The sequence below is a fragment of the Alcanivorax sp. HI0007 genome, from assembly GCF_001635525.1.
GTDB lineage: Bacteria > Pseudomonadota > Gammaproteobacteria > Pseudomonadales > Alcanivoracaceae > Alcanivorax.
On sequence record NZ_LWEJ01000097.1, the window covers coordinates 35,389 to 59,501 of the forward strand.

Sequence of the window (24,113 nt, forward strand, 5' to 3'; positions counted from 1 at the left end):
ATCAGGCCAGCCACGCCAGCAGCGCAACGCCAAGGATCAGGCGATACACCACAAACGGCAGCATACCGATACGCTCAAGCAGGCGAATGAAAAACACGATGGTCAGGTAGGCGGTCACCGCACTGACTACCACGCCCAGAGACATCATTCCCCAGTCCACCGCCAACTGCTGTTCGATCAGATCCTTTGTCTTCAATAGGCCAGCGCCAAGAATCACCGGAATGGACAGCAGGAAGGAGAATCGGGCGGCATCCTCGCGCCGGTAACCCAGTGCCAGCGCCGCGGTAATGGTAATGCCGCTGCGCGAGGTGCCGGGAATCAGCGCCAGGGCCTGGGCCAGACCGATAAAGATCGCCCCCAAGACGCCCAGGCGCACCAGGCTGAACTGGCGCTTGCCAAACGCATCCGCGGCCCACAGCAAGGCACCGAATACCAGGGTGGTGATGGCGATTACCAGCGCGGAACGCAACTCCTGTTCGATCCAGTCACCACCAAGAAAACCGAATACCACTGCCGGGATGGTAGCCAGCACCACCAGTAGACCCAGCTTCAGATCCTCATTCATGGTGCGCTGTGTCACAGCCACGCCGGCACCGCCGATCATGGCAAACAGATCCCGGCGATAGTAGGCCATCACCGCCATCAAGGTGCCCAGGTGGACTGCCACATCGAATGCCAGCCCCTGATCGGGCCACCCCAAAACCTGAGATGGCAGAATCAGATGGGCAGAACTGGAAATGGGAAGAAATTCGGTAAGGCCTTGTATCAGGGCCAGCACCAGGGCCTGGAACCAATCCATGGAATGTCCTTGTTAATAAAACTTCAGTGACGAGTTGCGAGTTGCAAGTTGCAAGTTGCGAAAATCAAAACCGGTTTGCTTGTCGCGACTGGTACCTCGCTCCTCGTGACTCGTAACGTTTTTCTATTCGCTGGCGGTAATCTGGTAGCCCTGCAGGAATTCCGGGGGCATGCGACGGGGCTTGCCGGAATCCAGTGCCACGCACACCCAACGAGTACGACCGCGCAGCAAGGTTCGGCCATCTGATTCGCGAACGATCTGGTAACGACGGGTGATGCTGATACGCTGGTCGTTTTCCACGATCCAGGTGCCGATTTTCAGGTGCTCACCTTCGAAAGCCGGGGCCAGATAATCCACTTCCGTGTGCCGGGCCACCATGCCCCGGTTGAGCTTCTGATACAGGTCCCAGCCCAGCCCCAGGGACGCGGTATGGTCCCAGGCAATTTTTTCCATGAAACGCAGGTATTCGGTGTTGTTCACATGCCCCATCACGTCAATGGCTTCGGCTGGCACGGTTACCGCCAGTTCATGCACATTGGGAAGGTCCCAATTGATCATCGTACTGCTCCCTGAATTACCTGATCGCGAAGATAAACCGGTTGTGCCTGTTCCGCACTCACCCCTTCCCCGCGCTGGAAACCCGATAATGCCAGCTGTGCTACCGCTTTCGCATGGGGATGCACGTCAGCCTCACAGCGACTTGCGCCATAGGCCTTGCGCAGCGCCTCACCATAGACCAGACCGGAACCAACGATCATCCAGTCCTTTTCCGGCAAGGCCGGCAAGGTATCCGGGTGAAACAGGCCGTCATCGGCCAAGGCACGGGCACCCGCTTCCTCACAGGCATAGGCACCCAGATAAATTTCTCCCATACGCGCGTCAAATACTGCAATCACATCCCGATGGGGGGCAATGTCCTGAGCACTGAGGGCACAGGCGGCCAGGGTTGAAATGCCGATCACCGGCAAGTCTGCCGCAAAAGCCAGCCCCTGGGTCACCGCCGCCGCCACCCGCACGCCGGTGAAGGCACCGGGACCATGGCCAAAGGCAATGCCGTCCAGTTGGCGCAGTGTCAGTTGCGATTCCGCCAGTAGCGCCTCCACCATGGGCAGCACTTTTTCGGTCTGACGACGGGGTGCCTGCTCAAAATGCTCGAGCACCTCGTCACCGTCCATGATGGCCACCGAGCAGGTCTCGCCGGCGGTTTCCAGAGCCAGAATTCGTGTCATGATTCCATCTGTTCCGTTGCCTGCCCTTGCTGTTGCCGGGCCAGGTAATCAAAAAACCGTTGTACCACGTCCAGCTTCCGGGTGCGGGTCATGTTTGGCAGGCTGTTAACAAATAATTTTCCGTAGCTGCGCGTCAGCAGTCGGGGATCCGCAACGACCAGCAGACCGGTATCTTTTGGATCACGGATCAGGCGCCCGGCGCCCTGGCGCAAGGCCAGTACCGCCTGGGGCAGCTGATAATCGCGGAAGGCATTTCCACCGTTGCGATTGATATGTTCGATACGCGCCGCCGCCACCGGATCCCCCGGGGAACCGAAAGGCAGTTTATCAATAATCACGCAGCTGAGGGCCTCGCCGCGGACATCAATGCCTTCCCAGAAACTACTGGTGCCCAGCAGCACCGCGTTGCCTTTTTCCCGGAAGCTGTCCAGCAACTCCCGCCGCCCGGACTCCCCCTGCACCAGCAACGGGTAGTCCAGGCGCGGACGCAGTAACTGGGCAGCCTCGCGCAGCGCCCGGTGACTGGTGAAAAGGAAAAAAGTGCGCCCCTTTGCCGCATTGATCACCGGTACCATGGCGTCACAGAGTGCCGCGGTATAACCGGGATCATTCGGTGCCGGCAGCCCCTCCGGGGCGTAAAAGACCGCCTGACGCTTGAAATCAAACGGGCTTTCCAGCCGCAGGGTGGTCGCCGCGTCCATGCCAAGGCGTTTCTGGATGTGTTCAAAACGACCGCCCACGGAGAGCGTTGCCGAGGTCAAAACCCAGCTGCATGGCTGGCGCTCACGCTGGGCCCGCAGCTGAGCGGCCACAGACAGGGGCGTACTGTGCAACACCACCGTGCGTTTGAAGGTTTCAAACCAGTACACCCGGTTGGGCTGTTCCCCTTTCAGGTACGCCGCCAGGCAGTCCACCTGCTCACTGGCCCGGCGGGCACAGGCTTCCATGCCACGGCTGGCCTTGGCCAGGGGCCCCAGAAACATTTCCAGATCCCGCAGGGCCGCCAGCAGGGTTTCGCCCCCTTCAATGACCGCGTCCTTTTCCGCCACTTCCGACCAGGGCTCACGACGCTCGCCGTCCCCCAGACTGAGACGCAGATCCAGGCAGCCCTTCTCCACCGCCGCGATCAACTGGTTGAGGCGCGCCAGGTCGGCGGCGGTGTGTCCGGCTTCGGACAGGCTGTCACGGCCCAGTTCCTGAACCTGACGGGTACTCAGTGTGTCACCGAAAAAGGCGGCCGCGATTTCCGGCAGTTGATGGGCTTCGTCAAAGATCACCGTATTGGCGCTGGGTAACAGTTCCGAGGCCGAACCATTCCCGCGCAGGGCCGCATCTGCAAAGAACAGGTGATGATTAACCACCACCAGGTCCGCCTCCTGGGCTTCCTTGCGGGCCTTCATCAACGGGCATTCCTGATAATTGGGGCAGTCCGTCCCCAGACAGTTATCGGCGGTACTGGTGACCCAGGGCCATACCGGGGCGTCTTCAGGAATCTGTTGCAACTCGGCAATGTCACCGGTTTGGGTGCGCCCGGCCCAATGGGCCACGATTTGCAATTGCTCGGCGGTTTCCCGGGTCAGAAAGCGCGCCTCCTCCTGATGCAGGGTCATCCGATAGGGGCACAGATAATTGGCGCGCCCTTTCAACAGCGCCACCTTGCGCGGCAGGCCCAGGGCTTTCTTGACCAGCGGCACATCCTTGAAGAAAAGCTGATCCTGGAGACTCTTGGTGCCGGTGGAAACCAGCGTTGGCCCCTCCGACAACAGGGCCGGCACCAGGTAGGCCAGGGTTTTACCGGTGCCGGTTTCCGCCTCGACCATCAGGGTTCCACCGGTACCGATGACCGCATCCACGGCGTCCGCCATGGCCAGCTGCGCCTCACGGGGCTGATAGCCCGGCAAAAGCGGCGCAAAGCGCGTCAGATCGGTAAGATGGTTACGGGCGCTGGTCACACGATGTCCTGAGGATGTCGGAAGGGAAGCAAGCGACAGAGCATACCATTCACCTGCGGAACCCCAAAGGAGTTGGGCGTGGAAAACTATACCCTGATCATCCTGGCGGGCGGCCAGGGAAAACGAATGGGCGGCGCCGACAAGGGATTACTGGAACTGGACGGCAAACCGCTGATTGCCCACCTGCTGGATCACCTGACACCCTCCCCCGCCCGCATCGTGATCAGCGCCAATCGCAACCAGACCACCTACCGGCACTGGGCGGATCAGGTGGTCAGCGATGAACGGGACGGATTCCAGGGGCCCATGGCCGGGCTGGAAGCGGCACTGGATGCCAGCCAGGGACTCTGTCTGTGCCTGCCCTGCGACCTGGTACAACCCCCCGGCCCCATGCCCGGCGACCTGCTGAAAAAGGCCGGGCCGGATCACGTCTGTGTGGCCCAGGACCCGATACGCCGCCAGCCACTGTGCCTGGCGCTGTACGCGGAACCCTGGCGTGCGTCCCTGCATGGCTATCTGGATAACGGTGGTCGTAGCGCCTACGGCTGGCTGGAGCAGGTCCCTGTGCACCCGGTGGCCGTGGCCACGCCGCTACAGAATCTGAATCACAAAGAGATATAAGAACGAGTTACGAGGAGCGAGGAGCGAGGAGCGAGGAGCGAAAAGACTAACCCAAACAACCCGTCGCGGCTCTGCTTTTCGTCACTCGTGACTCGCTCCTGGAAACTGATTCCCCAAGAAACAACAATGCCCGCACTAGGCGGGCATTGGGGAAAGACTCCGGATAAACGACAGCGTCGTTATATCAGGCAGTCACTTCCTGGATCTGCTTCATCAGGGCAACCTGGTCAGCAGAAGGCTGTGCAGTTTGCAGCGCCATCAGCTTGCTCATGTCCCCTTCGATGCGGATCTGGCCGCTCATGAAGCCTTGCATGCCGGCGGACTGGTCACCTTCGATGAAGATGCGCTTGGCCAGGTCGGCGGGCAGAATCATGGTGGTCGGCGCATCCGCGTGGTGACCTTCTTCAATCATGCCGCCTACCAGCGCCATTTCCTTGTCACCGTTATCACCGGATACGGTGATGTTGATTACCAGGTCTGCCAGGGCAGCCGGAGTTTCCACATCGCCGGCACCGTCACGGATCTCTTTTACCTTCGCAAACCACTCGTCAGACAAAAATTCCAGGCTCATTCTTATATCTCCTTGACCTATCGTTGTGGCTTCGACACCCCGCATAAACCGGCATCGCCATTCAAACGAGCGTTCGAAACTTACCCGTACCTTATAGAAAGCCCCAGGGGGTGGCAATAGCACAATCCACGTCTATCCGGGACAAAAAACCCGGCACTGGGCCGGGCTTTTCGATGACGGTCATAACACGGTAATCAAAGGTCGTAACCGCGCTCTTCATGAAGAGCAATATCCAGCCCCTGGGTTTCTTCGTCGCTTTCCACCCGCAGTTCCGCGAACAGACCAACCAGCTTCAGCAACACCCAGGTCACCACGGCGGTGTAGACAAACGTGGCGACCACACCCAGTGCCTGAACACCGAACTGATCCAGCATGGTGAACTCCGGCTTGGCAAACCCGTAACCGGAGAACAGACCCAGCTCGGTGGAGGCAAAGATACCGGCAAACAGGGTACCGAGAATGCCACCCACCCCGTGCACCGGGAAGACATCCAGGGAGTCGTCGATCTTCAGCTTGTGCTTGATGAAAATCACCGCGTAGAAGCAGATCACGCCCGCGGAAAGACCGATCACCAGCGCCGCCGCCGGACCGACAAAACCGGATGCCGGGGTAATGGTACCCAGGCCAGCCACCATACCGGTGGCAATACCCAGCGCCGAGGGCTTGCCGAATTTCTTCCACTCCATGGTGATCCAGGCCAGCGAGCCTGCTGCCGCAGAAATATGCGTCACCAGCATGGCCATGGCCGCATCGCCGCCAGCAGCCAGTGCCGAGCCACCGTTGAAGCCGAACCAGCCTACCCACAGCATGCCGGCACCGGTCACGGTCATCGTCATGTTGTGCGGCAGCATACCCTGCCCCGGGAAGCCCTTGCGCCCCCCCAGGACCAGCGCCGCCACCAGGGCTGCCACACCGGCCGTGATATGCACCACAGTGCCGCCGGCGAAGTCATACAGGCCCAGATCAGCCAACCAGCCGCCGCCCCACACCCAGTGGCAGACAGGCACGTAGACACCCAGCAGCCAGAGTACGGAGAACGCCAGCATGGGGCCGAAACGCATACGCTCGGCAAAGGCACCCACAATCAACGCCGGGGTAATAATGGCGAAGGTCATCTGGAACAAGCCGTGCAGGCTTTTCGGCAGCGTACCTTCCAGCGTGTCCTTGCCAATGCCGGCAAAGAAAGCGTGGTCCAGACCGCCAATCCAGGCATTCATGCTGCCGCCATCGGAAAACGCCAGCGAGTAACCGCAGATCAGCCACACCAGCGATACCGCACAGGTAATGGCAAAACATTGCATCAGGACGGACAGCACGTTTTTGCTACGCACCAGACCGCCATAGAACAGGCTCAGACCCGGAATGGTCATGAACAGCACCAGGGCGGTGGCAGTCAGAATCCAGGCGGTGTCACCGGTATCCAGGCCATCGGCCAGGGCCAGTGAGGGCAGCATCAACAGGACAGCAAGTAATGATTTCATCGTGGCCCCCTTAAATAGCTTCGTTGCCGGTTTCACCGGTACGAATGCGGATAACCTGTTCCAGGTCGGAAACGAAGATCTTGCCGTCACCGATCTTGCCGGTTCCCGCTGCCTTCATGATCGCTTCAATGGCCTGGTCCACATCCTCTTCGCGGACCGCCAGCTCCAGCTTTACCTTGGGCACGAAATCGACCACGTACTCCGCTCCCCGGTACAGCTCCGTATGGCCCTTCTGGCGACCGAAACCTTTGACTTCCGTAATGGTCATGCCCTGGACCCCAACCCGGGCCAGTGCATCGCGGACTTCATCCGCTTTGAACGGCTTGATCACCGCAGTCAGCATTTTCATGATTGTCTCCTGATCCTCGTGCACCCCGGCAGGCTGCCAGCAATGCACCAACACAATACGTGCCGAAAAGTTTGCACCGGCATAGCGCATACAAGAATCAGGCCAGCATTATTATGTTTTATTTTCAGTAACTTGGACGCAAAATGCCCCAAAAGTGCACCATAATAGAACTCATGCACCACGGTTACGCACCCATTTAATGCAATACGGCATTCCGAAATGAAGCAGAAAGGGAGATTCAGGAGAGAGAAAGCCCACAGGGCGCACCAGTAAGGCGCGATGGGAGAGAAGAAGACAAGCGGCAAGGGGATTCGCCCCTCTGCCAGCCACGGCAAAGGGGCGCGAAGCGAGGATCAGTAAAGGTAGTTGAACATCTTGCGACGGTATTCGCTGGCCAGGGGATCGCCCTTGGGCAGGCACTCGAACACTTCCAGCAGCGCGCTGCGGGCAATGCCGTCACGGAAATCCCGGTGATCCCGCAACAACTGTAGCAAGGCCTCCAGCCCTGGCTGGAACTGGCCTGCGGCGGCGGCCTGCAGGCCGAAGGCATGGAGATCCTCCGGTGTGGCCTGATCATTGATTCGCTGGCGCAGTTCGGCCAGGGACACACTCTCCCCTTCCAGCTTTTCCAGCAACGCAAAGCGGGCCCGGAACGGGCGAAGCGGCTCCGCATCTTCCGTCACTTCCGCCAATACCGACTGCGCATCGTCCAGCCGCCCCTCGCCGAGCAGGTATTCCACCAGCATGGCGCGGATGGCGTGCTTGTCCGGGCTCTGCTGCAGGGTCTGTCGCAGGGCTGCTTCCGCTTGCTCACCATGGCCGGCGTCGATGGCCATGCGGATCTGCTCGATAAAGCCCTCTTCCTGCTGCTGTTCAGCAGCCTCGGGATCGACCACCGGTGCCAGCCACTGCCGCAGCGCCCCCTCCGTCTGGGCACCATCCAGCTCACTGACCAATTGCCCTTGATAGACCAGCTTCAAGCTGGGCAGACTGCGCACGCCGAACTGGCTGGCCAGCATCTGTTGCTCATCCGCGTTGACCTTGGCCAGGATCACCTTGCCCTGGTACTCATTGACAAGGCGCTCCAGTATCGGCGCCATCTGCTGACAGGGTTGGCACCAGCTGGCCCAGAAATCCACAATCACCGGCACCTGCCGGGACTGCTCAAGAATTTGCTGAATGTTCTGTTCAGTTGCTTCAATGATGTAGTTGTTCGCTTGCAACGCCTTGCTCCTGAAAGCTTTGAATCTGCACGTGATTGTAAGGGATGGCTGCCATTAAATCCGGTTAAATCCTGTGCAACTGATCACTTTCACGGGTTAGACTCAAGACAGTAAGGTCTGTAAGGCTTCACGCCATGTACATGACCTTTGAGTACGCTGGATTGTATTCAAAACAACCTGGGTCCCTGTTTGCCCGGGTTCACGGCAAAGGAGATCACCATGCTTAGCCTGTTGGCTATTGTAGTGTTAATTGCCACGCTGATGACCCTGTTCTACCAGCGAATCAGTCGCGGCATAGGCAGCACTGTCTTTGTAGTAGTCTGGCTGTTGAGCGCTTTCCTGGCCCCCTGGCTGGTTCACCCGATTTCCCTGATTCTGCTGGCGGCCGGTGTCGCTCTGCTCAATCATGTGGATCTGCGGCAAAAATTTATCACCAAGCCGGTGTACAACGCGCTGGGAAAAGTCATGCCGGCTATTGGCGACACCGAGCGTGAAGCCATTGAAGCGGGCACCACCTGGTTCGAGACCGACCTGTTTTCCGGCCGACCGGATTGGGAAAAATTTGCCCATATCCAGTTTTCTACCCTCACTGACGAAGAGCAGGCGTTTCTGGACAACGAGGTCCAGGAATTGTGCGACATGCTGGATGAGTGGAAAATTTTCCACGAGTTGAAGGATCTGCCCGAAGAAGTCTGGGATTTCCTCAAACACAAAGGCTTTTTCAGTCTGATCATCCCCAAGGAATACGGTGGCAAAGCGTTCTCTCCCTATGCGCAAAGCCGCATCATGAGCAAGATCGCCACCCGCTCCCTGACCGCTGCGGTCACCGCCATGGTCCCCAATTCCCTGGGACCCGGTGAATTGCTGGCCGAATACGGCACCCAGGAACAGAAGGACCGCTGGCTGCCGGGCCTGGCCAAGGGTGACGAGATCCCCTGCTTCGGCCTGACAGGTCCGGAAGCGGGCTCTGACGCCGGCGCCATTCCGGACACCGGGGTGATCTGTAAAGGCGAGATTGACGGCAAGGAAGTGCTGGGCATGCGCCTGAATTTTGCCAAGCGCTGGATCACTCTGGCCCCGGTGGCCACCGTGGTGGGTCTGGCCTTCAAGCTCTACGACCCGGAAAAACTGCTCGGCGACAGGGAAGAGCTGGGTATTACCTGTGCGCTGATTCCTGCCGACACTCCCGGAGTGGAAATCGGCCGCCGCCATTACCCGGGCTCCCCGTTCATGAACGGCCCCATTAACGGCAAGGACGTGTTCGTTCCGCTGGATGTGATCATTGGCGGGCCGGAGATGGCCGGCCGCGGTTGGCGCATGCTGATCGAATGTCTGGGCGCCGGTCGCGGTGTCTCCCTGCCTGCCCTGGCCACCGCCAGCGGCGAAATCGGCTACCGGATGACCGGTGCCTTCGGCCGGATTCGTCGCCAGTTCAATACCGCTGTGGGGCAATTTGAAGGGGTACAGGAAGCGTCCGCGGAAGTGGCCGCCATCGGCTACACCCTGGAAGCCTACCGCCACCTGGTCACCCGTTCGCTGGAAGACGGTGCACCATCGGTGGTCACCGCCATGGCCAAATACCATGCCACGGAAATGATGCGTGAGCTGATCAACCACGGCATGGACATCGCCGGCGGTCGCGGTATCCAGTTGGGGCCGCGTAACTTCCTGGCCCTGCCCTACCAGTCCACACCGATCGCCATTACCGTGGAAGGGGCCAACATCCTCACCCGCTCCCTGATGATCTTTGGTCAGGGCGCCATGCGCTGCCACCCGTACCTGTACGATGAATTGCAGGCCATCCAGGCGGAAGACAAGAAACAGGGGCTGCAGGATTTCGATGCCCTGTTCTTCTCCCACGCCGGGCATACCCTGGGCAATATCAGCAGCGGCATTATCCAGGCATTGGCCGGGCCCTATCTGTCCGATGCGCCGGGCAACGCGGACGCCTTCAGCGCACCCTGGTATCGACTGGTGAACCGCTACAGCGCGGTGCTCTCCAGCACGGCCGACATGGCACTGGCCCTGCTGGGTGGCGACCTCAAGCGCCGCGAGCTGCTCTCGGCTCGACTGGGGGATGTGCACAGCCAGCTGCTGATTGCCTGCTCCATTCTCAAGTACCACGCTACCCTGCCACGGGACGAGGCCAATGACGCCCATGCCAGCTATGCGCTGCGCCGGTCATTCAGCAAGGCCCACGACGCTCTGGAAGCCTTCTACCGCAACTTCGGCTTCTTTGGTGTCGGCTACCTGCTGAAAGGGTTGTTCTTCCCGTTCGGTCGCCCCTGCAAGGCCCAGGCCCCCAGCGACGACCAGATCCGCACCCTGGGTGACATGATCATGGCGCCCAGCTCGGTACGCGATGCCCTGGCGGAGCCGGCCTATATCTCCCAGGACCCGGAGGATTCCATCGGTCGCGTGGAGGCAACCTTCAACAAACTGCTGGAAGTCGAGCCGGCCTATCTGGCGTTCCTGAAAGCCGATGGCAAGGGACAACTGGAAGGCAAGACCATGCTGGAGAAACTGCAGGATGCCGCCAGCAAGGGCATCATCGACGCCGATCAGGTAGAGGCGGTGAACGAGTACGATGCCATGCGCTACGACTGCCTGCTCACCGACGCCTTCGATATGGAGCTGAAGGACGTCAACGTGCACGCAGAGCGGCCGATGATGTGACCCACCAGGCGGAGGTGGCCGCAAGGCCCCTCCGCTTTTTCCTTTCCCCTATACTCCGAAGCCCCCCGTAGGAGCTATGCTTGCGTGGCGAACCGAGCGTAGCGAGGCGGCAGGAGTCAACATTTATCCGCCATCGTTTCTGGAGACACCTGTCGAGCTCTGAGATTCCTGATCGCCCTCGGGGCGATTTCCGCGCAAGCGCGGTTCGCCATGCAAGCATAGCTCCTACAGCGGCTTCGTCGCAGCAGCCTCCTACTGGAGATTTTTGGCAAGGTCGCCAACCGGTCCACAGTTTCACAAAAAGCCACAAGGCCACGTCGACAGGGAAAGTGCTGCTTTTTCCACCAGTTATTACGCTGTCACCGGGATATCACGCAGATTTAACATTCATATCACCCTTTTGGCGCTTTTACGGCTCGCCGCTTTCGTCTAGGCTTTGCCAAAATTACGCCCCACCGGGCCAGACGTGCTCCGGAGAGCCTCCGCCTGGAGACTGTCCCGCGTCCTTTGCCCCTCGGACAACAGGTCAGGAATGACAGCAGTCGTCGAAGAAAATACCGTTCTCGAATTCAAGGGCCGCATGCTGATGATGACGGTCCTGCAACTGAAAAATCTGGATGCCAACCTGTTGCACCAGGAAGTCAGCCAACGGCTGGAAGATGCCGCCCAGTGGCTGCAGGAAGCCCCGGTTGTCATTGACGTCAGCAAGGACCTGGAGGTGGAGCCGGTGGCCCTGATGGCCGCAGTGGACACCCTGCGCAGCCTGGGCGTGAATCTGGTGGCCCTGGCCCGCACCACCGGCATCGATAGCGATACCGCCGCCATGTTGGGCCTGGGTACCCTGAGCCTGTCTGGCGGCCGTGATGTGCCGCGCCGCAGTGAGCCAGCCCCGCAGGTGGAAGAAGAGAAAGTCCCCACCGCCACCCAGCGCATCGAGACACTGGTGGTGGATCAGCCGGTCCGTTCCGGTCAGCAGGTCTACAGCCGTGGCGATCTGATCGTGCTGGCGCCCGTGAGTACCGGTGCCGAGTTGATGGCGGAAGGCAATATCCATGTCTACAGCAAACTGCGTGGCCGCGCCCTGGCGGGCGTCCGCGGCGACGGCAGTGCCCGTATTTTCTGCCAGCAACTGAATGCCGAGCTGGTGTCCATTGCCGGCCATTACCGGGTAGCCGAAGATCTGCCCGAGGCGCACCGCAACCGGGCGGTGTATCTGTCCCTGGACGGTGACGCCATGCAATTTACCGCGCTGAGCTAAAGTAGCTGGCGCCACGGAAAGACGAAGGTAAGGAGAAGAGCGTGACGAAGATTGTGGTCGTGACATCCGGCAAGGGTGGCGTCGGCAAAACCACCACCAGTGCAGCGCTGGCCACAGGCCTTGCCCTGCGCGGTTTCAAAACCACCGTGATTGATTTTGATGTGGGCCTGCGCAATCTGGACCTGATCATGGGCTGTGAGCGCCGAGTGGTCTATGACCTGGTCAATGTGATCAGTGGCGATGCCAACATCAAGCAAGCGCTGATCAAGGACAAGAAGGTGGACAATCTGTTCATCCTTCCCGCATCCCAGACCCGCGACAAGGACGCCCTGACCACCGAAGGTGTGGAAGGCGTACTCAACGCCCTGCGCGATGACATGAAGATGGACTACATCATCTGCGACAGCCCGGCCGGTATCGAGAAAGGTGCCCTGATGGCCGCGTATTTCGCGGACGAGGCGGTCGTCGTGACCAACCCGGAAGTCTCCAGTGTGCGGGACTCCGATCGCATCATCGGTATTCTGGCCAGCAAGACGCGCCGTGCCGAACAGGGTGAAGGGGATATCCCGGCTCGCCTGCTGCTGACCCGCTACTCACCGGAACGGGTGGAGAACGGCCAGATGCTGTCCGTGGAGGATGTGCAGGAAATTCTCGCCATTGAACTGCTCGGCGTGATTCCTGAATCCCAGGCGGTGCTGAACGCCAGTAACGCCGGTAGCCCGGTGATTCTGGATATCGATTCCGATGCCGGCCAGGCTTACAGCGATGCGGTTGCCCGCTTCCTCGGCGACCAACTGCCCCATCGGTTCGTCAATGTGAACAAGAAAGGTCTGTTCGGCCGTCTGTTTGGAGGCTAAGGGATGAGTATCTTCAGTTACCTGCTTCCCAAGAAGCAGAGCTCCGCATCGGTGGCCAAGGAACGCCTGCAGATTATTGTGGCCCGGGAACGTTCCACCCGCGGTGGACCGGATTACTTGCCGCAACTGCAGGAAGAATTGCTGCAGGTGGTTCGCAAGTATGTTCCTGTGGATCAGGATGCGGTCAATATTCAGCTCGACCGGGAGTCCGGCTGCGAAATTCTCGAGTTGAACATCACCCTGCCTGAAGAAGCCGCCCAGCAATCCTGAGTCGGCTTCAGGAGCCGCCGCAAGGCGGCTCTTTTCTTTCAAATCTCCGAACGCCCCGTTGTAGGAGTTCCTCTTGAGGGACGAATCCGCGCCTTGGCGAAGAAACATGCGATGCGGGCGTCACCTGATCACTCTAGAGAGCCGGCTGCTCTGCTGCTGCGGAGCGAAGCCCGGGTAGACTCTGCGCCTGATTTCCACGCTGACGCGTGGTTCGTCCCCCAAGCGGAACTCCTACAGCGGCTTCGTGATAAAGGTGCGGCCACGAGCTACGGCAGGCCGCCTATTCCGGCAGCACCTGCCATTCCGGTTCGTCGAATTCCCCGATTACCGTGACCTCACAGACCTTGGCGTGCTTCGCCAGGATCGCTTTCACCTTTTCACTGCGGCTGTCGTCCTTGGCATCCCGATGGGCCTTGCTGTCCCAATGGGCGATGGCCAGTACCGTATCGGGGTGACCGATCTTGCGATGCAGGTAGGTACCACGGGCCCCGGGGGTTTGCTGAATGATTTCACTGGCTTCCACCCAACCCTGGGCATATTCCTCCACGGTAAAGCCCGGTTTCACGCGCACTTCGAAAACAAATTTCATGGCTGTTCTCCCTGTCGGTAAAACTGCGCCAACAGCCGGTAGAGATCCGGCCAGTCCCGAAGCAACGACGCCGGTGACTCGAAAAAGGCTTCGCTGCAAACGGCAAAAAACTCCCCCGGCCCGGTCAATGCATAGGGATCGATGGACAGGGGCCGGTGCTGCTCATAATCATCAAACAGGCGATCCCAGGCTGCCGTGAAGGTCTCGTGCCACTGCCGCGGATTCATCCCCGGATGCAGCGGCGGTGCACCATTGGCCCCGTTGCGACGCATATCCAGTTTGTGACTCATCTCGTGAATCACCACATTACTGCCCTGCCCGGCTTCCAGCACCGATTGCCAGGACAGGATCACCGGGCCCTGGTGCCAGGCCTCACCAGCCAGCACCGGGCCACTGGCGTGCACCACACCGTCCTCACTCTGCCAGGGCCGGTTGGGGATAAAGTCCCCTTCATAAAGAATGACCGTGTACCAGCCGTCGTACCAGTCCAGGCCCAATTCCAGAATCGGTACGCAAGCCATGGTAGCAATGCGCAGACACATGGCGTCGGTAATCACGAAACCGGAACCTGGAGCGATACTCTTGCGCACCAGAAAGCGAAAGCTCAGATCCCGCAGCCGGGCCCGCACCTCTCCCTGGTAGCGCTGCAACACCGGCCAGTCGGCCACCGCCGCTTCCCATTCCGCCTCGGTGTATCCCATCTTCTTGACCCGGCGCTTGTCGCGCCAGTTTCGCCAGGCTGCAAACATTGTTACCTCAACCCATAAAGCCACACCCTGTCCGGGTGCTACGATATATCACCACCGTTCCCGGACTTGGCAATCTTCAAGTCGCAAGTCACGAGTCGAAAGGAGCGAAAAGATCAGAGCCCGCATTGTTATATGCCTTTCGCTCCTTTCAACCCCTGACTCGTAACTCGCTAATCCGTGTCCACTTTGACCTGATCCATGTCGCCTGAACAGTCGTTACCGGAGTCCGGGCCTGTGCTACCATCGCCAGCTCTTTTTCCATGCGAATCCTGTTCAGTGCCTGTTAGCCAAGCCCACAAAGCCGATCTGCTACTGCTGCTGGTCACCCTGCTCGCCGCCATCAGCTGGATGTTCTCGCGAGAAGCGGTACTGGCCATGCCGCCACTGCTGTTCATGTCGCTGCGTTTCCTGCTGGCGGCAAGTCTGCTGGCCATGATCGCCTATCCGCAATTGCGCCGTCTCAACGGGCGGCAATTGTTTCGCTGTGCCCGGGTAGGTGTGGTTTTTGGCGTTGCCATGAGCTGCTGGGTCATGGGGCTGGCCATGGCCGAACATGTGGGCGAAGGGGCCTTTCTAACCAGTCTTGGTGTGGTGCTGGTACCGGTGATCGCGCGGCTGGTGTTTGCCGAGCCGGTGCCAGGCAGCACCTGGCTGGCGCTGCCGGTAGCCGCCGCCGGACTGGCCCTGTTGTCACTGGAACAGGGCCTTCATCTTGAAGCCGGGCAGTTATTCTTTGTGGCGGCGGCGACCATTTTCGCCCTCTATTTCAACCTCAACACCCGGGCCGCCAACACCATTTCCACCCTTGACCGGAGTGGCAACCCCATCGAACATCCTCGCATTCCCGCCCTGGCGCTGACCACGGTGGTACTGGCGGTGGTCGGTGTGCTGACGGGTATGCTGTCCGCCATTTTCGAGCCCTGGGGCGAGGCTGCGGCGGACGCCACCCTCGAACTGGCGATCTGGGTCATCCTCAGCGCCACCGTCGGCACCGCCCTGCGCTTTCTCGTTCAAACCTATGCACAGAGCCTGTCACTGCAAAGCCACGGCGTTGTGATCATGGTACTCGAACCCATGTGGACGGCCCTTATGGCTGCCGCCTGGTTTACCGAGCAGATGACATTGTGGCAGGTGGCTGGCTGCGCGCTGATTTTCCTGTCACTGCTGGTCAATCGCTGGCGAGCGGTAAGAAGCCTGTTGAAACAGGTTCTGTCACGTGTTTCCACACAGGATTGATACTTTCCTCACCCCCAACGAAAAGGATGTCTTATGGGACCGGATCTTCTCACCCTGATTCCCGCCCTTGCTCCCGGCACCCTGGTAGCAATCACTGCCTTTGTGCTCGCCGGCATATTCATGGAGCGTGCCCGCACGGCCGCCATACTGGTCCTGATCGCCGGTCTCCTCACATTGCTGCAGAACGGCTGGATCATCTTCAACCAGATCGTCTTGATGGAGTGGATGTTTGATGACGTGATCAGTGCGGACACCTACTCCATCATCGCTACCGCCGCCTACAACCTGTTCTATCTGGCCATCAGCGCCCTGCTGCTGTTTGCGGCCTTTGCGGGTCGCCAGTCACCCAAGGCTCCCGCCTCCGCGCCCCCTCAGGTCGAATTTCGTCCCGAAGGGTATTTTCCAGCCCATCGAGGCGGGCTGGTACTGACCTTCGGTCTGCTGGGTATCCTGTTGTTCGCGCCGCTGGGGATCGTCGCCTGGATACTGGGCAGCAAGGACCTGAACATCATGGCCAGAGGTGACATGGATCCGGCCGGGGAAGGCATGACTCGCGCCGGCAAGGTGCTGGGCATCATTGCCACCGTTCTTATGGGCGTGGGCTTGCTGGTAGCCACCGTGGTAATCGGCCTTGTTATCGCCAATATCAGGGCTTTCTGAGTGCCACAGGCGGGGCTTTGCCCTTCCTGCCCCGCCGCTACGGCAACAGGGTCCCCGTGGGGAATGCCACACCGGAATGCATAAATTTGTGTACCGCCCTGTGACCCAGTTCCTTCTCTCCGCCCACAGTTGGCGCACCATTTGCCAGGCAGGTTCTCGCTGAGCTCCTGCCAGTGCAATACGCCCCAGCGGCATTGCCTGAAGCCCGCATAACCAATAACAAAACGATGGGACAATGAGAGCAATCACCCTGGCCATTTGCTGCCTTCTAGGCGCATTGCTGACCCCTGCCCTGCAGGCAGCCCCCGCGGACTGCCAGGCAGAAGGGTCGTTCACTGTGCATCTTTCCTCCCTGGACCAGCAATTGCTGACCATACTGGGCGCAGGCGCCAACAACGGGGACACCCCCGAGCTGATCCGCTATAACGAGCGGACCGACAGTATCAACAAACCCATTCTTGGCAACTACGCCCGTCTGCGCCTGGCAGCCATGGCCCTGCGCGATGGCGATACCGAGTTTGCCCGTCAACAACTCAGTCAGGTAGAACAGCGCAGTCCGGCAGCGGTGGATGCCGCCCTGCTACTGGCCGAGAGCTATCGACTGGACGGGGACCGGCAACGGGCCAGGGACTGGTTTGTGCGGATTGCCGCGCGCTTTCCGGGCAATCCACGGGCAATTTCCGGTCTGGTTCTGGCCGGCGATGATTGGCGCAATCAGGGGGCCATGGAGCAGGCCCTGCCGGTCTACAACCTGGCTCTGAACAAGGTGGCGGAAAACATGAAAGCCCTGCAAACCCTGGCCGATGACCCGGACCGTCTCTATCGGTCGCTCACCAACAGTGTTGCCGGTAACAGCACCACGGTCATGGACCAGCTGGTACTGGCCATGGTCCGCGACCATGACAGCGGGGTACTGGATGCCACCCGTAAATTGATCAACGCCAACAACGTGCGCAAGTGTCTTCGGCAACAGGAGAAATCCCTGCATAACGCCATTCACCATGCCACCGCCCGGGACCTTTCCAACAGCGCCTTTCGCACCTCAGCCAAGATGGAAAAGCGCGCCACCCGCCAGGAAATTGCCGACCTGGAACGGGTTCTGCACAACGCCCCGGATGCGCAGGATCTCCAGGCCCGTTTGAACGATGCCCGCGATCGTCTGCAGCGTATCAATGCACGATTGGACAAACTGGGAAGCACCGCCCTGCCTGCGGAACTGGAAAAACGAAAGCGGGAGATGCAGGAAAACCAGCAGCGCGTTGAACAAGAGATGGAGGCGGCCCGGCGACAGGTTCGCCAGGCCCTGCAGGCTCAGCTCCCCGAACTACAACGGTTTTACCGTAACCTGGCCGGGGAAGCGCAGCTGGGCAAGGCCCAACTGCTGCAAGCCAGAGGTTGATCGATTAGCTTTTGTGGCTTTTCAACAGGCTGTCGACCTTATCAATGTACTTTTGCTTGGCGTCATCCGCGGACATGCCCTTGAGCTTGGCCCAGGCGTCGTACTTGGCACGGCCCACCATGTCCATCATCCCCGGGCGCTTGCCACTGACATCACCGGCACTGCCCTGTTTGAAGTGGGCATAGAGGAACAGCAGATCATCATTGCCGGGTTTGCGGTCCAGGGTTTTCACATCTTTTTGGGCTTGTTCAAAACGTGCGGTATCGGTCATGATGCTTCCTGTTGATTGTGATCATTATTGAATATCGCGAGCGCCATTTGTTCGCGATCAGGCTGACAAAATACTGCGCTGTCACAGCTCGCGAATCAAGGAGACTCTGGATACCACCGCAGTCTTTAGGGAAGAAGCGCCATGCTGCGCGTGGCGACAAAGCACAACAACCACTCCCTTCAGGCCACACGGGATATGCAAGGCATTATTCAGAGACACCGTAACGGAATAATAATCAGGTAACGCCATGCCCGCAGCATCGGAAGCAGCGATCAGCAAAAGTCAGGAGGCCGTTCTGCGCAACGCGCTGGACAGCCTCCTGGTGACATTCGATGGGGATCTGGAAGCCCGGTATCGGCAACATGCTCACAGCCGCGCCAGGGATCTGATCAGCCATTCCGTCTATCTGCTGGGTTTATTGTATCTGGTGGTGGTCGTGCCCGTGATGCTGCTGGTGGATACGGCCGAGATGGTCGCCTGGCGCAATTACGGCGTATACCCCATTGCAGTGGCGCTGGTGGCTCTGTGGTGCAGCACCCGCCTGTCCTGGCTCAAGCCGCATACCGTCCTAGTCCTTTATCTGGCACTCGGCCTTGCCCTCACCGGCACCCTGCTGGGCGCCATCCGTTTCGACGGACTCTTCCCGGGACAGATTTCCGCCTTTGAGACCATCTATATCCTGATTATCGGTTTCTCCATCCTGCGCCTGCCGCCAAGACAGACGCTGACCAGTTGCCTGTGCGCACTCGCCGCGGCGCTACTTGTCGCCCTGTTACGACAACTGCCCCTGCCGCTTCTTTCCATGCTGCTTTATTTCGCCATTCCGTTGCTGATCTGCACGCTCAATGGCTACATTCTGGATATCAGTGCCCGCCGCAATTTCGCCAACAACCTGCTACTGGAAAGTGAGTCCGCCCAGCTGGCCCGCTGGCGCGAACAGGCCGAAAGGGACACCTTGCGCCAACAGCAGCTCAACCTCTTTCTCGAACGTATCGCCGGCAACCTGACCCCCGCGCAACTGCTGGAACGGGTGCTCAGCTACCTCATTGAACAAATCGACGCAAAAGCCGGCGCCGCGTACACGCTGGAAAATCAGGAGCTGGTTCGCCTGGCGGCCTGGGGCCTTAATGCCGATGCAGAAGCGCGCCGCCGACTTCCCCGGGATGAAACACTGCTGGGGGCGGCCCTCAATCAGAAGCTGCTGATACAGCAACACAGCGTGCCGGAAGGATATCTGGATCTGGAAGTGGGAGAAGGCAAGCGTCAACCTGCCACTCTGCTGATGTGGCCGATTCACCAGGGCGACGTCGCTCTGGGTATTGTAGAGGTAGCCGGGGCCCGGCCCTTCTCTGCCCCCGAGGAAGCGCTGCTCAACGAGCTACACCGGCCTCTGGCCTTTGCACTGCAATCCGCCCAACGCCGCCAGCATTTTCTCGACCGCATGGGGGAGCGGGACCGCACTGCTCAGGCTTGAGGGCCCTGCCCATGGTTGCGTAACGGCCCGGAAAGCCGATCCGGGCGACGCGGCACGATATCGGCCAACGCCTGAAAAATCCGGGCCATATCTTGCTCCAGGTCACCGGTGGGCATAAAGCTGCCGACAATACGGACCTGACGCCGCTGATAACAGAAACCAATCACGACGATGGGGATCTGCATCTGCTCGGCAATCCGGTAAAACCCGGTTTTCCAGCGCTCGGCGCCCTCCCGCGTTCCCTCTGGCGCAAGACCCAGCCAGAAAGGTTTCTCGCGCATCACGGCCGTCGTTTGGTCCACCACATCGTCCGCACTGTCACGATTCACCGGTATGCCACCCAGCCAAACCATCAAGCGGCCCAGCCGCCCCTCGAAAAGGGTGTGTTTGGCCATGAACTTCACATGGACACGCAGGCTCTGTATCGCACTGATACCGATCACGCCATCCATGTTGGAGGTATGCGGCGCCACCGCCAGGACCGCGCGCTCCACATTAGGCAGCGTGCCGACGACCCGCCATCCCATGGCAGCAAGGATCACCCGGCCCAGACCGGCCAACAGCCAATGCCCACGGCGTGGCACCTTATCTCCCAGGGTTTTCGCCTTGATCGGCGGCAGTTCTTTTTTCATGCGAATACCGTAAATGTCTGACGGCTCAATGCCACCGCCTTGCCTTCCCCGTCCCAGATCGTTGCCTGGCTCTGGCCGTAGCCATCGCTGCTCTGATCCGTCTTAACCCGATACTGCCACAGGGTATCCGCGGGGCGCGACCCGGGATCATCCAGCAACTCCATGGTCCAGGTCAGAGAACTGGCCGGCGCCGGTTTCTTCAACATGGGCAATACCGAGGGCGGCCAGGTATCAACCAGCGCGATCAGGGCCGCCGTGCTCATGGCCTGCGGCGGCGTTCGAAAGCCCATGTAACCACTGAAATCCGGCACCGCACTGCCGCTGAAGGGAGGCATGCCGTCCGCATAGCGCATCTGGAAGTGCTGCAGAAAATCCGGTGTCAGACCCGGCATGAAAGGGAGCTCTATACAGCGTTCCGGTGGCGGCATGGCCGGCGCGGCGGCCGGGGGCACAATCACCCCGGATTCCCTGGCAGCCCCCAGGCTGACCAGCATGGCGGCCACGACCTCACCCTCCTGGCGCGCCGACACCATGGCCTGCATCACGGATTTTCCTTCCCGGAACACCTGGCTGTGCAGGCTGATCGGGCCCGGCGCCATCGGGGCAACAAAGGACAGGGAAAAACTGCGCAAGGTTCTGCTCCCGGCCACGGTTTTTTCCAGATGATCAAACAACACAGCTCCCACCAGACCGCCGAACAGGGCACGCCCCTGCCCCCACCCTTCTGGCATCATGCCGTTGCCCTGGCCGTCCACCGTGGCCAGGATCTCGTCAAAATTCATGTCCGTCTCCCGTCAGCGAATGCCTTTAATACCATTGCGTCCCGGCCGGTTAAAGGCATTATCCCGTCATCGCCCAAGCCAGCCGCGACATCCCGCTGAAATTTGTTCAAATAACCGCCAAAAGCGGCGATTTGACCATGCGTCACTGGCCCCTTCCCGGTAGCATAGGCGCCAATTTTTCAGTTTCCCCGGTACGGAGACATCAGCATGACCTGGTTGAAATCACGACGCCTGCACTACCTGCTGGCCATGACGGCATTGTTTTTCAGCCTGATGGTCATTCTGCGGGCGGTTTTCTATTTCGGCTTTTCAGAAATTCCCTCCACCCCGGATGCGGATTCAGGCGCCGTGCTCAGCGCCCTGGGGATCGGGTTGCGCTTCGACCTGCGTCTGGCCCTGTTGATGATGTTGCCGCTTGCCGCGCTGGCCTATCTGCCCCGCTTCAACCTGCTCACCAGCGCAGTGATGCGGGTCCTTGCGCATGCCTACCTGATCGTTGCACTGACCCTGCTCGGCCTCACCTATATTCTCGACTTTGGGCATTATGCCTATCTGGGTGAACGCCTGAACGTTACCGCCCTGCGCTTCCTCCAGGACACCCGGGATTCCACCCTGATGGTCTGGGAAAGCTATCCGGTAATCTGGATTACCCTGGGCCTGATTGGCGGCGTGGCAGGCAGTTACTGGCTGGCCCGGATTGCCGAGCGCAAATTGCTGCAGCGGTCAGCCGCCGGTATCTCCGGGCTCCAGGCCACAGCCGGTTTTCTGATCTGCTTTGCCCTGTTCTTCTTTGCCATTCTTGGCCGGGTCAGCAATATCAATATTCTTAACCCGATTCCATTGCGCTGGAGCGAAGCCTTTGTCTCCGGTGACCGTGCCATTGGCGCCCTGGGCCTGAATCCGGTCCTCTATTTTCGCGATACCCTGCTGATTCCGGTTTCCCCGTTCGACAAGGAAAAGGTCGCCGAGTATTACCCCCTCATGGCGGAGCACCTCGGCATCCCCGAAGATCAGCGCAAGGACCTGAATTTCGAGCGCATGGTGGAGGTGCAAAGCCACAAGATCGACTATGAGCGTCCGCCCAATGTGGTCTTCATCATGCTGGAATCCCTCGGGGCGAGCCGGGTGAGCAGCTACGGATTGCCCATCGAGAGCACCCCCAACCTGGACCAACTAAGCCGCGATGGCTGGCGGTTCGAAAACTTCTACGTGCCTGTCACCGGCACCGCCAAAACCATCTGGGCCACCTTTACCGGCATCCCCGACGTGGCTCCCACTGAAAGCGCCAGTCGCAACCCCCTGACCAGCCATCAGCGTACCGTGCTGAATGAATTTCCGGACTACCGGAATTTCTATTTCATCGGCGGTAACGCCGGCTGGGCCAACCTGGACGGGCTGGTGCAACAGACCATTGATGACCTCGAGCTACATGAGGAAGGCGACTGGCAATCTCCGGACGTGGATGTCTGGGGGATTTCCGATCTGAATCTGTTCCGCGAATCCAACCGGATTCTCGCCGACCTGCCGGATGACCAACCCTTCTTTGCCTTCATCCAGACCGCCGGTAACCACCGCCCCTTCACCATCCCGGAGAATAATGGCGACTTCCAGCCGCGCACGGACCTGTCCGATGAGGAGCTGGCCAAGTTCGGGTTTCGCAGTGCCGCCCAGTTCAATGCCGTACGGCTGCTGGATTACAACGTGGGCGAGTACATGAAATGGGCCCGGGAAAGCGATTACTTTGATAACACCATCTTCGTGTTCTTTGGTGATCACAGTAACCGCATTACCACCCTGCCCCATATGCCGGCCATGGATCAGCTGGGGCTGGAAAGTAACCATGTCCCGCACATCATCTATGCCCCTCGCTACCTGAAGCCCAGGGTGATCGAGGACTCAGTGGGCCTTGTGGATGTGCTACCCACCATGGCCGGCATGCTCGGATTCCCCTACCGCAATACCACGCTGGGACGGGATTTCCAGATGCCCGCCCCGGAAGGGGAACGCGCCAATTTTGTGGTGCTGCAGGAAGGCCCCAGCCCTATCTATGGCATGGTGACCAAAGATTTCCTGTTGCAAATGAATGCGGATGGCAGCAATGCCAGTTTGCATGACCTGCATAGCGACACCCCGAAACAGGATGTGGCCGCAGCGCACCCGGAGGTCTACGAGCGGCTGTTCAAGCTGGCACGGGGTCAATACGAAACAGCACGATATCTGTTCTACGATAACGTGGATAACAAGGAATAAGACACCGCAGAAAAGAAAAGGGCGTGCCTGGCACGCCCTTTTTTATCTCCGTTTCTCTCTTACCAATTCATATCCGGCAATTGCGAAAAGGCTTCCCGCAAGCCCTGGGACCAGGCTTCGCCCAGGACCCGGAAATCCGAATTTTGATCGGTAACATCATGATGATTGTCGGCAGAAAAACCGTCTTTTTGGTAGATCAACAGATCCAGAGGCAGCCCCACCGAGAGGTTGGAGCGAATCGTTGAGTCCAGACTGATGAGAGCACATTTGGCCGCTGCCTGCAGGGGTAACTGATAGTCCACCACACGATCCAGGATGGGTTTACCGTATTTGGTTTCACCAATCTGGAAGTAAGGGGTATCAGGCGTGCATTCGATGAAATTGCCCTCCGGATACACCAGAAACAGGCGATGACGTTCACCATGAATTTGCCCACCCACAATGAAACTGCTGCCAAAGTCCACATTGCCCTGGCTTTGCCCGGCATCGCGACGCACCACTTCACGACTGGTGCTACCTATCACTGTGGCCGCCTCATACAGTGAGCGAACACCAAAAAGATTCGCCTGATCGCTGTTCAGACGCATATTCAACAAGCTGATAACGCTCTGGGTGGTGGCCAGATTTCCCGCCGACAGGATGATAATCACCCGTTCATCGTCGACCACAAATTTGTGTAGCTTGCGATAGGTGGCAATCTGGTCCACCCCCGCATTGGTTCGCGAATCGGAAGCAAACACCAAGCCATCCTGCAGAGCCATGGCAACGCAATAGGTCATCTTCGA

24 protein-coding genes are annotated in these 24,113 nt (G+C 59.5%); 10 read left to right on the top strand and 14 right to left on the bottom strand.

Features of this window, described 5'->3' with window-relative positions; translation table 11 throughout:
• Position 1 precedes the first annotated feature (1 nt).
• The 4 genes from A3714_RS05995 to A3714_RS06010 all read right to left on the bottom strand — a co-directional run bounded on the left by A3714_RS05995 (position 2) and on the right by A3714_RS06010 (position 3,980).
• Positions 2-799 carry an undecaprenyl-diphosphate phosphatase gene (locus tag A3714_RS05995; RefSeq protein ID WP_063509739.1) on the bottom strand — a complete coding sequence of 266 codons (798 nt, stop codon included), beginning with the start codon at positions 797-799 and terminating at the stop codon, positions 2-4.
• A gap of 123 nt (positions 800-922) precedes the next feature.
• Positions 923-1,357 (bottom strand): thioesterase family protein, encoded by a 435-nt coding sequence (locus tag A3714_RS06000; protein WP_062817749.1) that lies wholly within the window; start codon positions 1,355-1,357, stop codon positions 923-925.
• Entirely contained in the window at positions 1,354-2,028 is a 675-nt protein-coding gene (gene tsaB / locus A3714_RS06005; protein ID WP_063525654.1) for a tRNA (adenosine(37)-N6)-threonylcarbamoyltransferase complex dimerization subunit type 1 TsaB, read from the bottom strand. The genes A3714_RS06000 and tsaB overlap by 4 nt, the downstream gene beginning before the upstream one ends.
• Positions 2,025-3,980: an ATP-dependent DNA helicase gene (locus A3714_RS06010; protein ID WP_062817747.1), complete on the bottom strand. Its 1,956-nt coding sequence runs from the start codon at positions 3,978-3,980 to the stop codon at positions 2,025-2,027. The genes tsaB and A3714_RS06010 overlap by 4 nt, the downstream gene beginning before the upstream one ends.
• A gap of 78 nt (positions 3,981-4,058) precedes the next feature.
• Between A3714_RS06010 and A3714_RS06015 the strand changes: the two genes are divergently transcribed.
• On the top strand, positions 4,059-4,601 hold the full coding sequence (locus A3714_RS06015; protein ID WP_063507998.1) for a molybdenum cofactor guanylyltransferase: 543 nt from the start codon (positions 4,059-4,061) through the stop codon (positions 4,599-4,601).
• A 184-nt stretch (positions 4,602-4,785) separates the two neighbouring features.
• Here the strand turns inward: A3714_RS06015 and A3714_RS06020 are convergent, their stop codons facing one another.
• The 4 genes from A3714_RS06020 to A3714_RS06035 form a co-directional block, all read right to left on the bottom strand.
• Entirely contained in the window at positions 4,786-5,172 is a 387-nt protein-coding gene (locus A3714_RS06020) for an SCP2 sterol-binding domain-containing protein (protein WP_063507999.1), read from the bottom strand.
• Between the two features lie 194 nt (positions 5,173-5,366).
• Entirely contained in the window at positions 5,367-6,653 is a 1,287-nt protein-coding gene (locus A3714_RS06025) for an ammonium transporter (protein ID WP_063508000.1), read from the bottom strand.
• A 10-nt stretch (positions 6,654-6,663) separates the two neighbouring features.
• Positions 6,664-7,002 carry a P-II family nitrogen regulator gene (locus A3714_RS06030; RefSeq protein ID WP_063508012.1) on the bottom strand — a complete coding sequence of 113 codons (339 nt, stop codon included), beginning with the start codon at positions 7,000-7,002 and terminating at the stop codon, positions 6,664-6,666.
• A gap of 353 nt (positions 7,003-7,355) precedes the next feature.
• Positions 7,356-8,225, bottom strand: coding sequence for a tetratricopeptide repeat protein (locus tag A3714_RS06035; protein WP_063508001.1), 870 nt, complete (start codon positions 8,223-8,225; stop codon positions 7,356-7,358).
• Positions 8,226-8,444: 219 nt separating this feature from the next.
• Here A3714_RS06035 and A3714_RS06040 point away from each other — a divergent pair, with 219 nt between their 5' ends.
• The 4 genes from A3714_RS06040 to minE all read left to right on the top strand — a co-directional run bounded on the left by A3714_RS06040 (position 8,445) and on the right by minE (position 13,286).
• Entirely contained in the window at positions 8,445-10,901 is a 2,457-nt protein-coding gene (locus tag A3714_RS06040; protein ID WP_197463374.1) for an acyl-CoA dehydrogenase, read from the top strand.
• A 532-nt stretch (positions 10,902-11,433) separates the two neighbouring features.
• Positions 11,434-12,159 carry a septum site-determining protein MinC gene (gene minC, locus A3714_RS06045; protein ID WP_062817742.1) on the top strand — a complete coding sequence of 242 codons (726 nt, stop codon included), beginning with the start codon at positions 11,434-11,436 and terminating at the stop codon, positions 12,157-12,159.
• Positions 12,160-12,200: 41 nt separating this feature from the next.
• On the top strand, positions 12,201-13,016 hold the full coding sequence (gene minD, locus A3714_RS06050; RefSeq protein ID WP_062817741.1) for a septum site-determining protein MinD: 816 nt from the start codon (positions 12,201-12,203) through the stop codon (positions 13,014-13,016).
• Between the two features lie 3 nt (positions 13,017-13,019).
• Complete coding sequence (gene minE, locus A3714_RS06055) at positions 13,020-13,286, top strand: cell division topological specificity factor MinE (RefSeq protein ID WP_062817740.1); 267 nt, start codon at positions 13,020-13,022, stop codon at positions 13,284-13,286.
• A gap of 280 nt (positions 13,287-13,566) precedes the next feature.
• Here the strand turns inward: minE and A3714_RS06060 are convergent, their stop codons facing one another.
• Both A3714_RS06060 and A3714_RS06065 read right to left on the bottom strand, forming a co-directional pair.
• Positions 13,567-13,875, bottom strand: coding sequence for an antibiotic biosynthesis monooxygenase (locus tag A3714_RS06060; RefSeq protein ID WP_062817739.1), 309 nt, complete (start codon positions 13,873-13,875; stop codon positions 13,567-13,569).
• On the bottom strand, positions 13,872-14,624 hold the full coding sequence (locus tag A3714_RS06065; protein ID WP_063508002.1) for a zinc-dependent peptidase: 753 nt from the start codon (positions 14,622-14,624) through the stop codon (positions 13,872-13,874). The genes A3714_RS06060 and A3714_RS06065 overlap by 4 nt, the downstream gene beginning before the upstream one ends.
• Positions 14,625-14,900: 276 nt before the next feature.
• On the opposite strand from A3714_RS06065, the gene A3714_RS06070 reads away from it, so the two are divergent.
• From A3714_RS06070 to A3714_RS06080, 3 genes are all read left to right on the top strand, one after another.
• On the top strand, positions 14,901-15,860 hold the full coding sequence (locus A3714_RS06070; RefSeq protein WP_063508003.1) for a DMT family transporter: 960 nt from the start codon (positions 14,901-14,903) through the stop codon (positions 15,858-15,860).
• Positions 15,861-15,893: 33 nt separating this feature from the next.
• Positions 15,894-16,520, top strand: a complete 627-nt coding sequence (locus A3714_RS06075) for a hypothetical protein (protein ID WP_063508004.1) — start codon at positions 15,894-15,896, stop codon at positions 16,518-16,520.
• 235 nt (positions 16,521-16,755) lie between these two features.
• A complete protein-coding gene (locus A3714_RS06080) occupies positions 16,756-17,919 on the top strand; it encodes an OmpH family outer membrane protein (RefSeq protein WP_197463375.1) in 1,164 nt (387 codons plus the stop codon).
• A 4-nt stretch (positions 17,920-17,923) separates the two neighbouring features.
• Here the strand turns inward: A3714_RS06080 and A3714_RS06085 are convergent, their stop codons facing one another.
• On the bottom strand, positions 17,924-18,190 hold the full coding sequence (locus A3714_RS06085) for an acyl-CoA-binding protein (protein ID WP_062817734.1): 267 nt from the start codon (positions 18,188-18,190) through the stop codon (positions 17,924-17,926).
• 247 nt (positions 18,191-18,437) lie between these two features.
• Between A3714_RS06085 and A3714_RS06090 the strand changes: the two genes are divergently transcribed.
• Positions 18,438-19,664 (top strand): GAF domain-containing protein, encoded by a 1,227-nt coding sequence (locus A3714_RS06090; protein WP_063508006.1) that lies wholly within the window; start codon positions 18,438-18,440, stop codon positions 19,662-19,664.
• On the opposite strand, the gene A3714_RS06095 is transcribed toward A3714_RS06090, so the two are convergent.
• Both A3714_RS06095 and A3714_RS06100 read right to left on the bottom strand, forming a co-directional pair.
• On the bottom strand, positions 19,655-20,296 hold the full coding sequence (locus A3714_RS06095) for a 1-acyl-sn-glycerol-3-phosphate acyltransferase (protein ID WP_063508007.1): 642 nt from the start codon (positions 20,294-20,296) through the stop codon (positions 19,655-19,657). The genes A3714_RS06090 and A3714_RS06095 overlap by 10 nt on opposite strands.
• Positions 20,293-21,078 carry a thioesterase family protein gene (locus tag A3714_RS06100; protein WP_063508008.1) on the bottom strand — a complete coding sequence of 262 codons (786 nt, stop codon included), beginning with the start codon at positions 21,076-21,078 and terminating at the stop codon, positions 20,293-20,295. The genes A3714_RS06095 and A3714_RS06100 overlap by 4 nt, the downstream gene beginning before the upstream one ends.
• A 207-nt stretch (positions 21,079-21,285) precedes the next feature.
• Between A3714_RS06100 and A3714_RS06105 the strand changes: the two genes are divergently transcribed.
• Entirely contained in the window at positions 21,286-23,328 is a 2,043-nt protein-coding gene (locus A3714_RS06105) for an LTA synthase family protein (RefSeq protein WP_063508009.1), read from the top strand.
• 59 nt (positions 23,329-23,387) lie between these two features.
• Here the strand turns inward: A3714_RS06105 and A3714_RS06110 are convergent, their stop codons facing one another.
• A complete protein-coding gene (locus A3714_RS06110) occupies positions 23,388-24,107 on the bottom strand; it encodes a proteasome-type protease (protein ID WP_063508010.1) in 720 nt (239 codons plus the stop codon).
• Positions 24,108-24,113 lie beyond the last annotated feature (6 nt).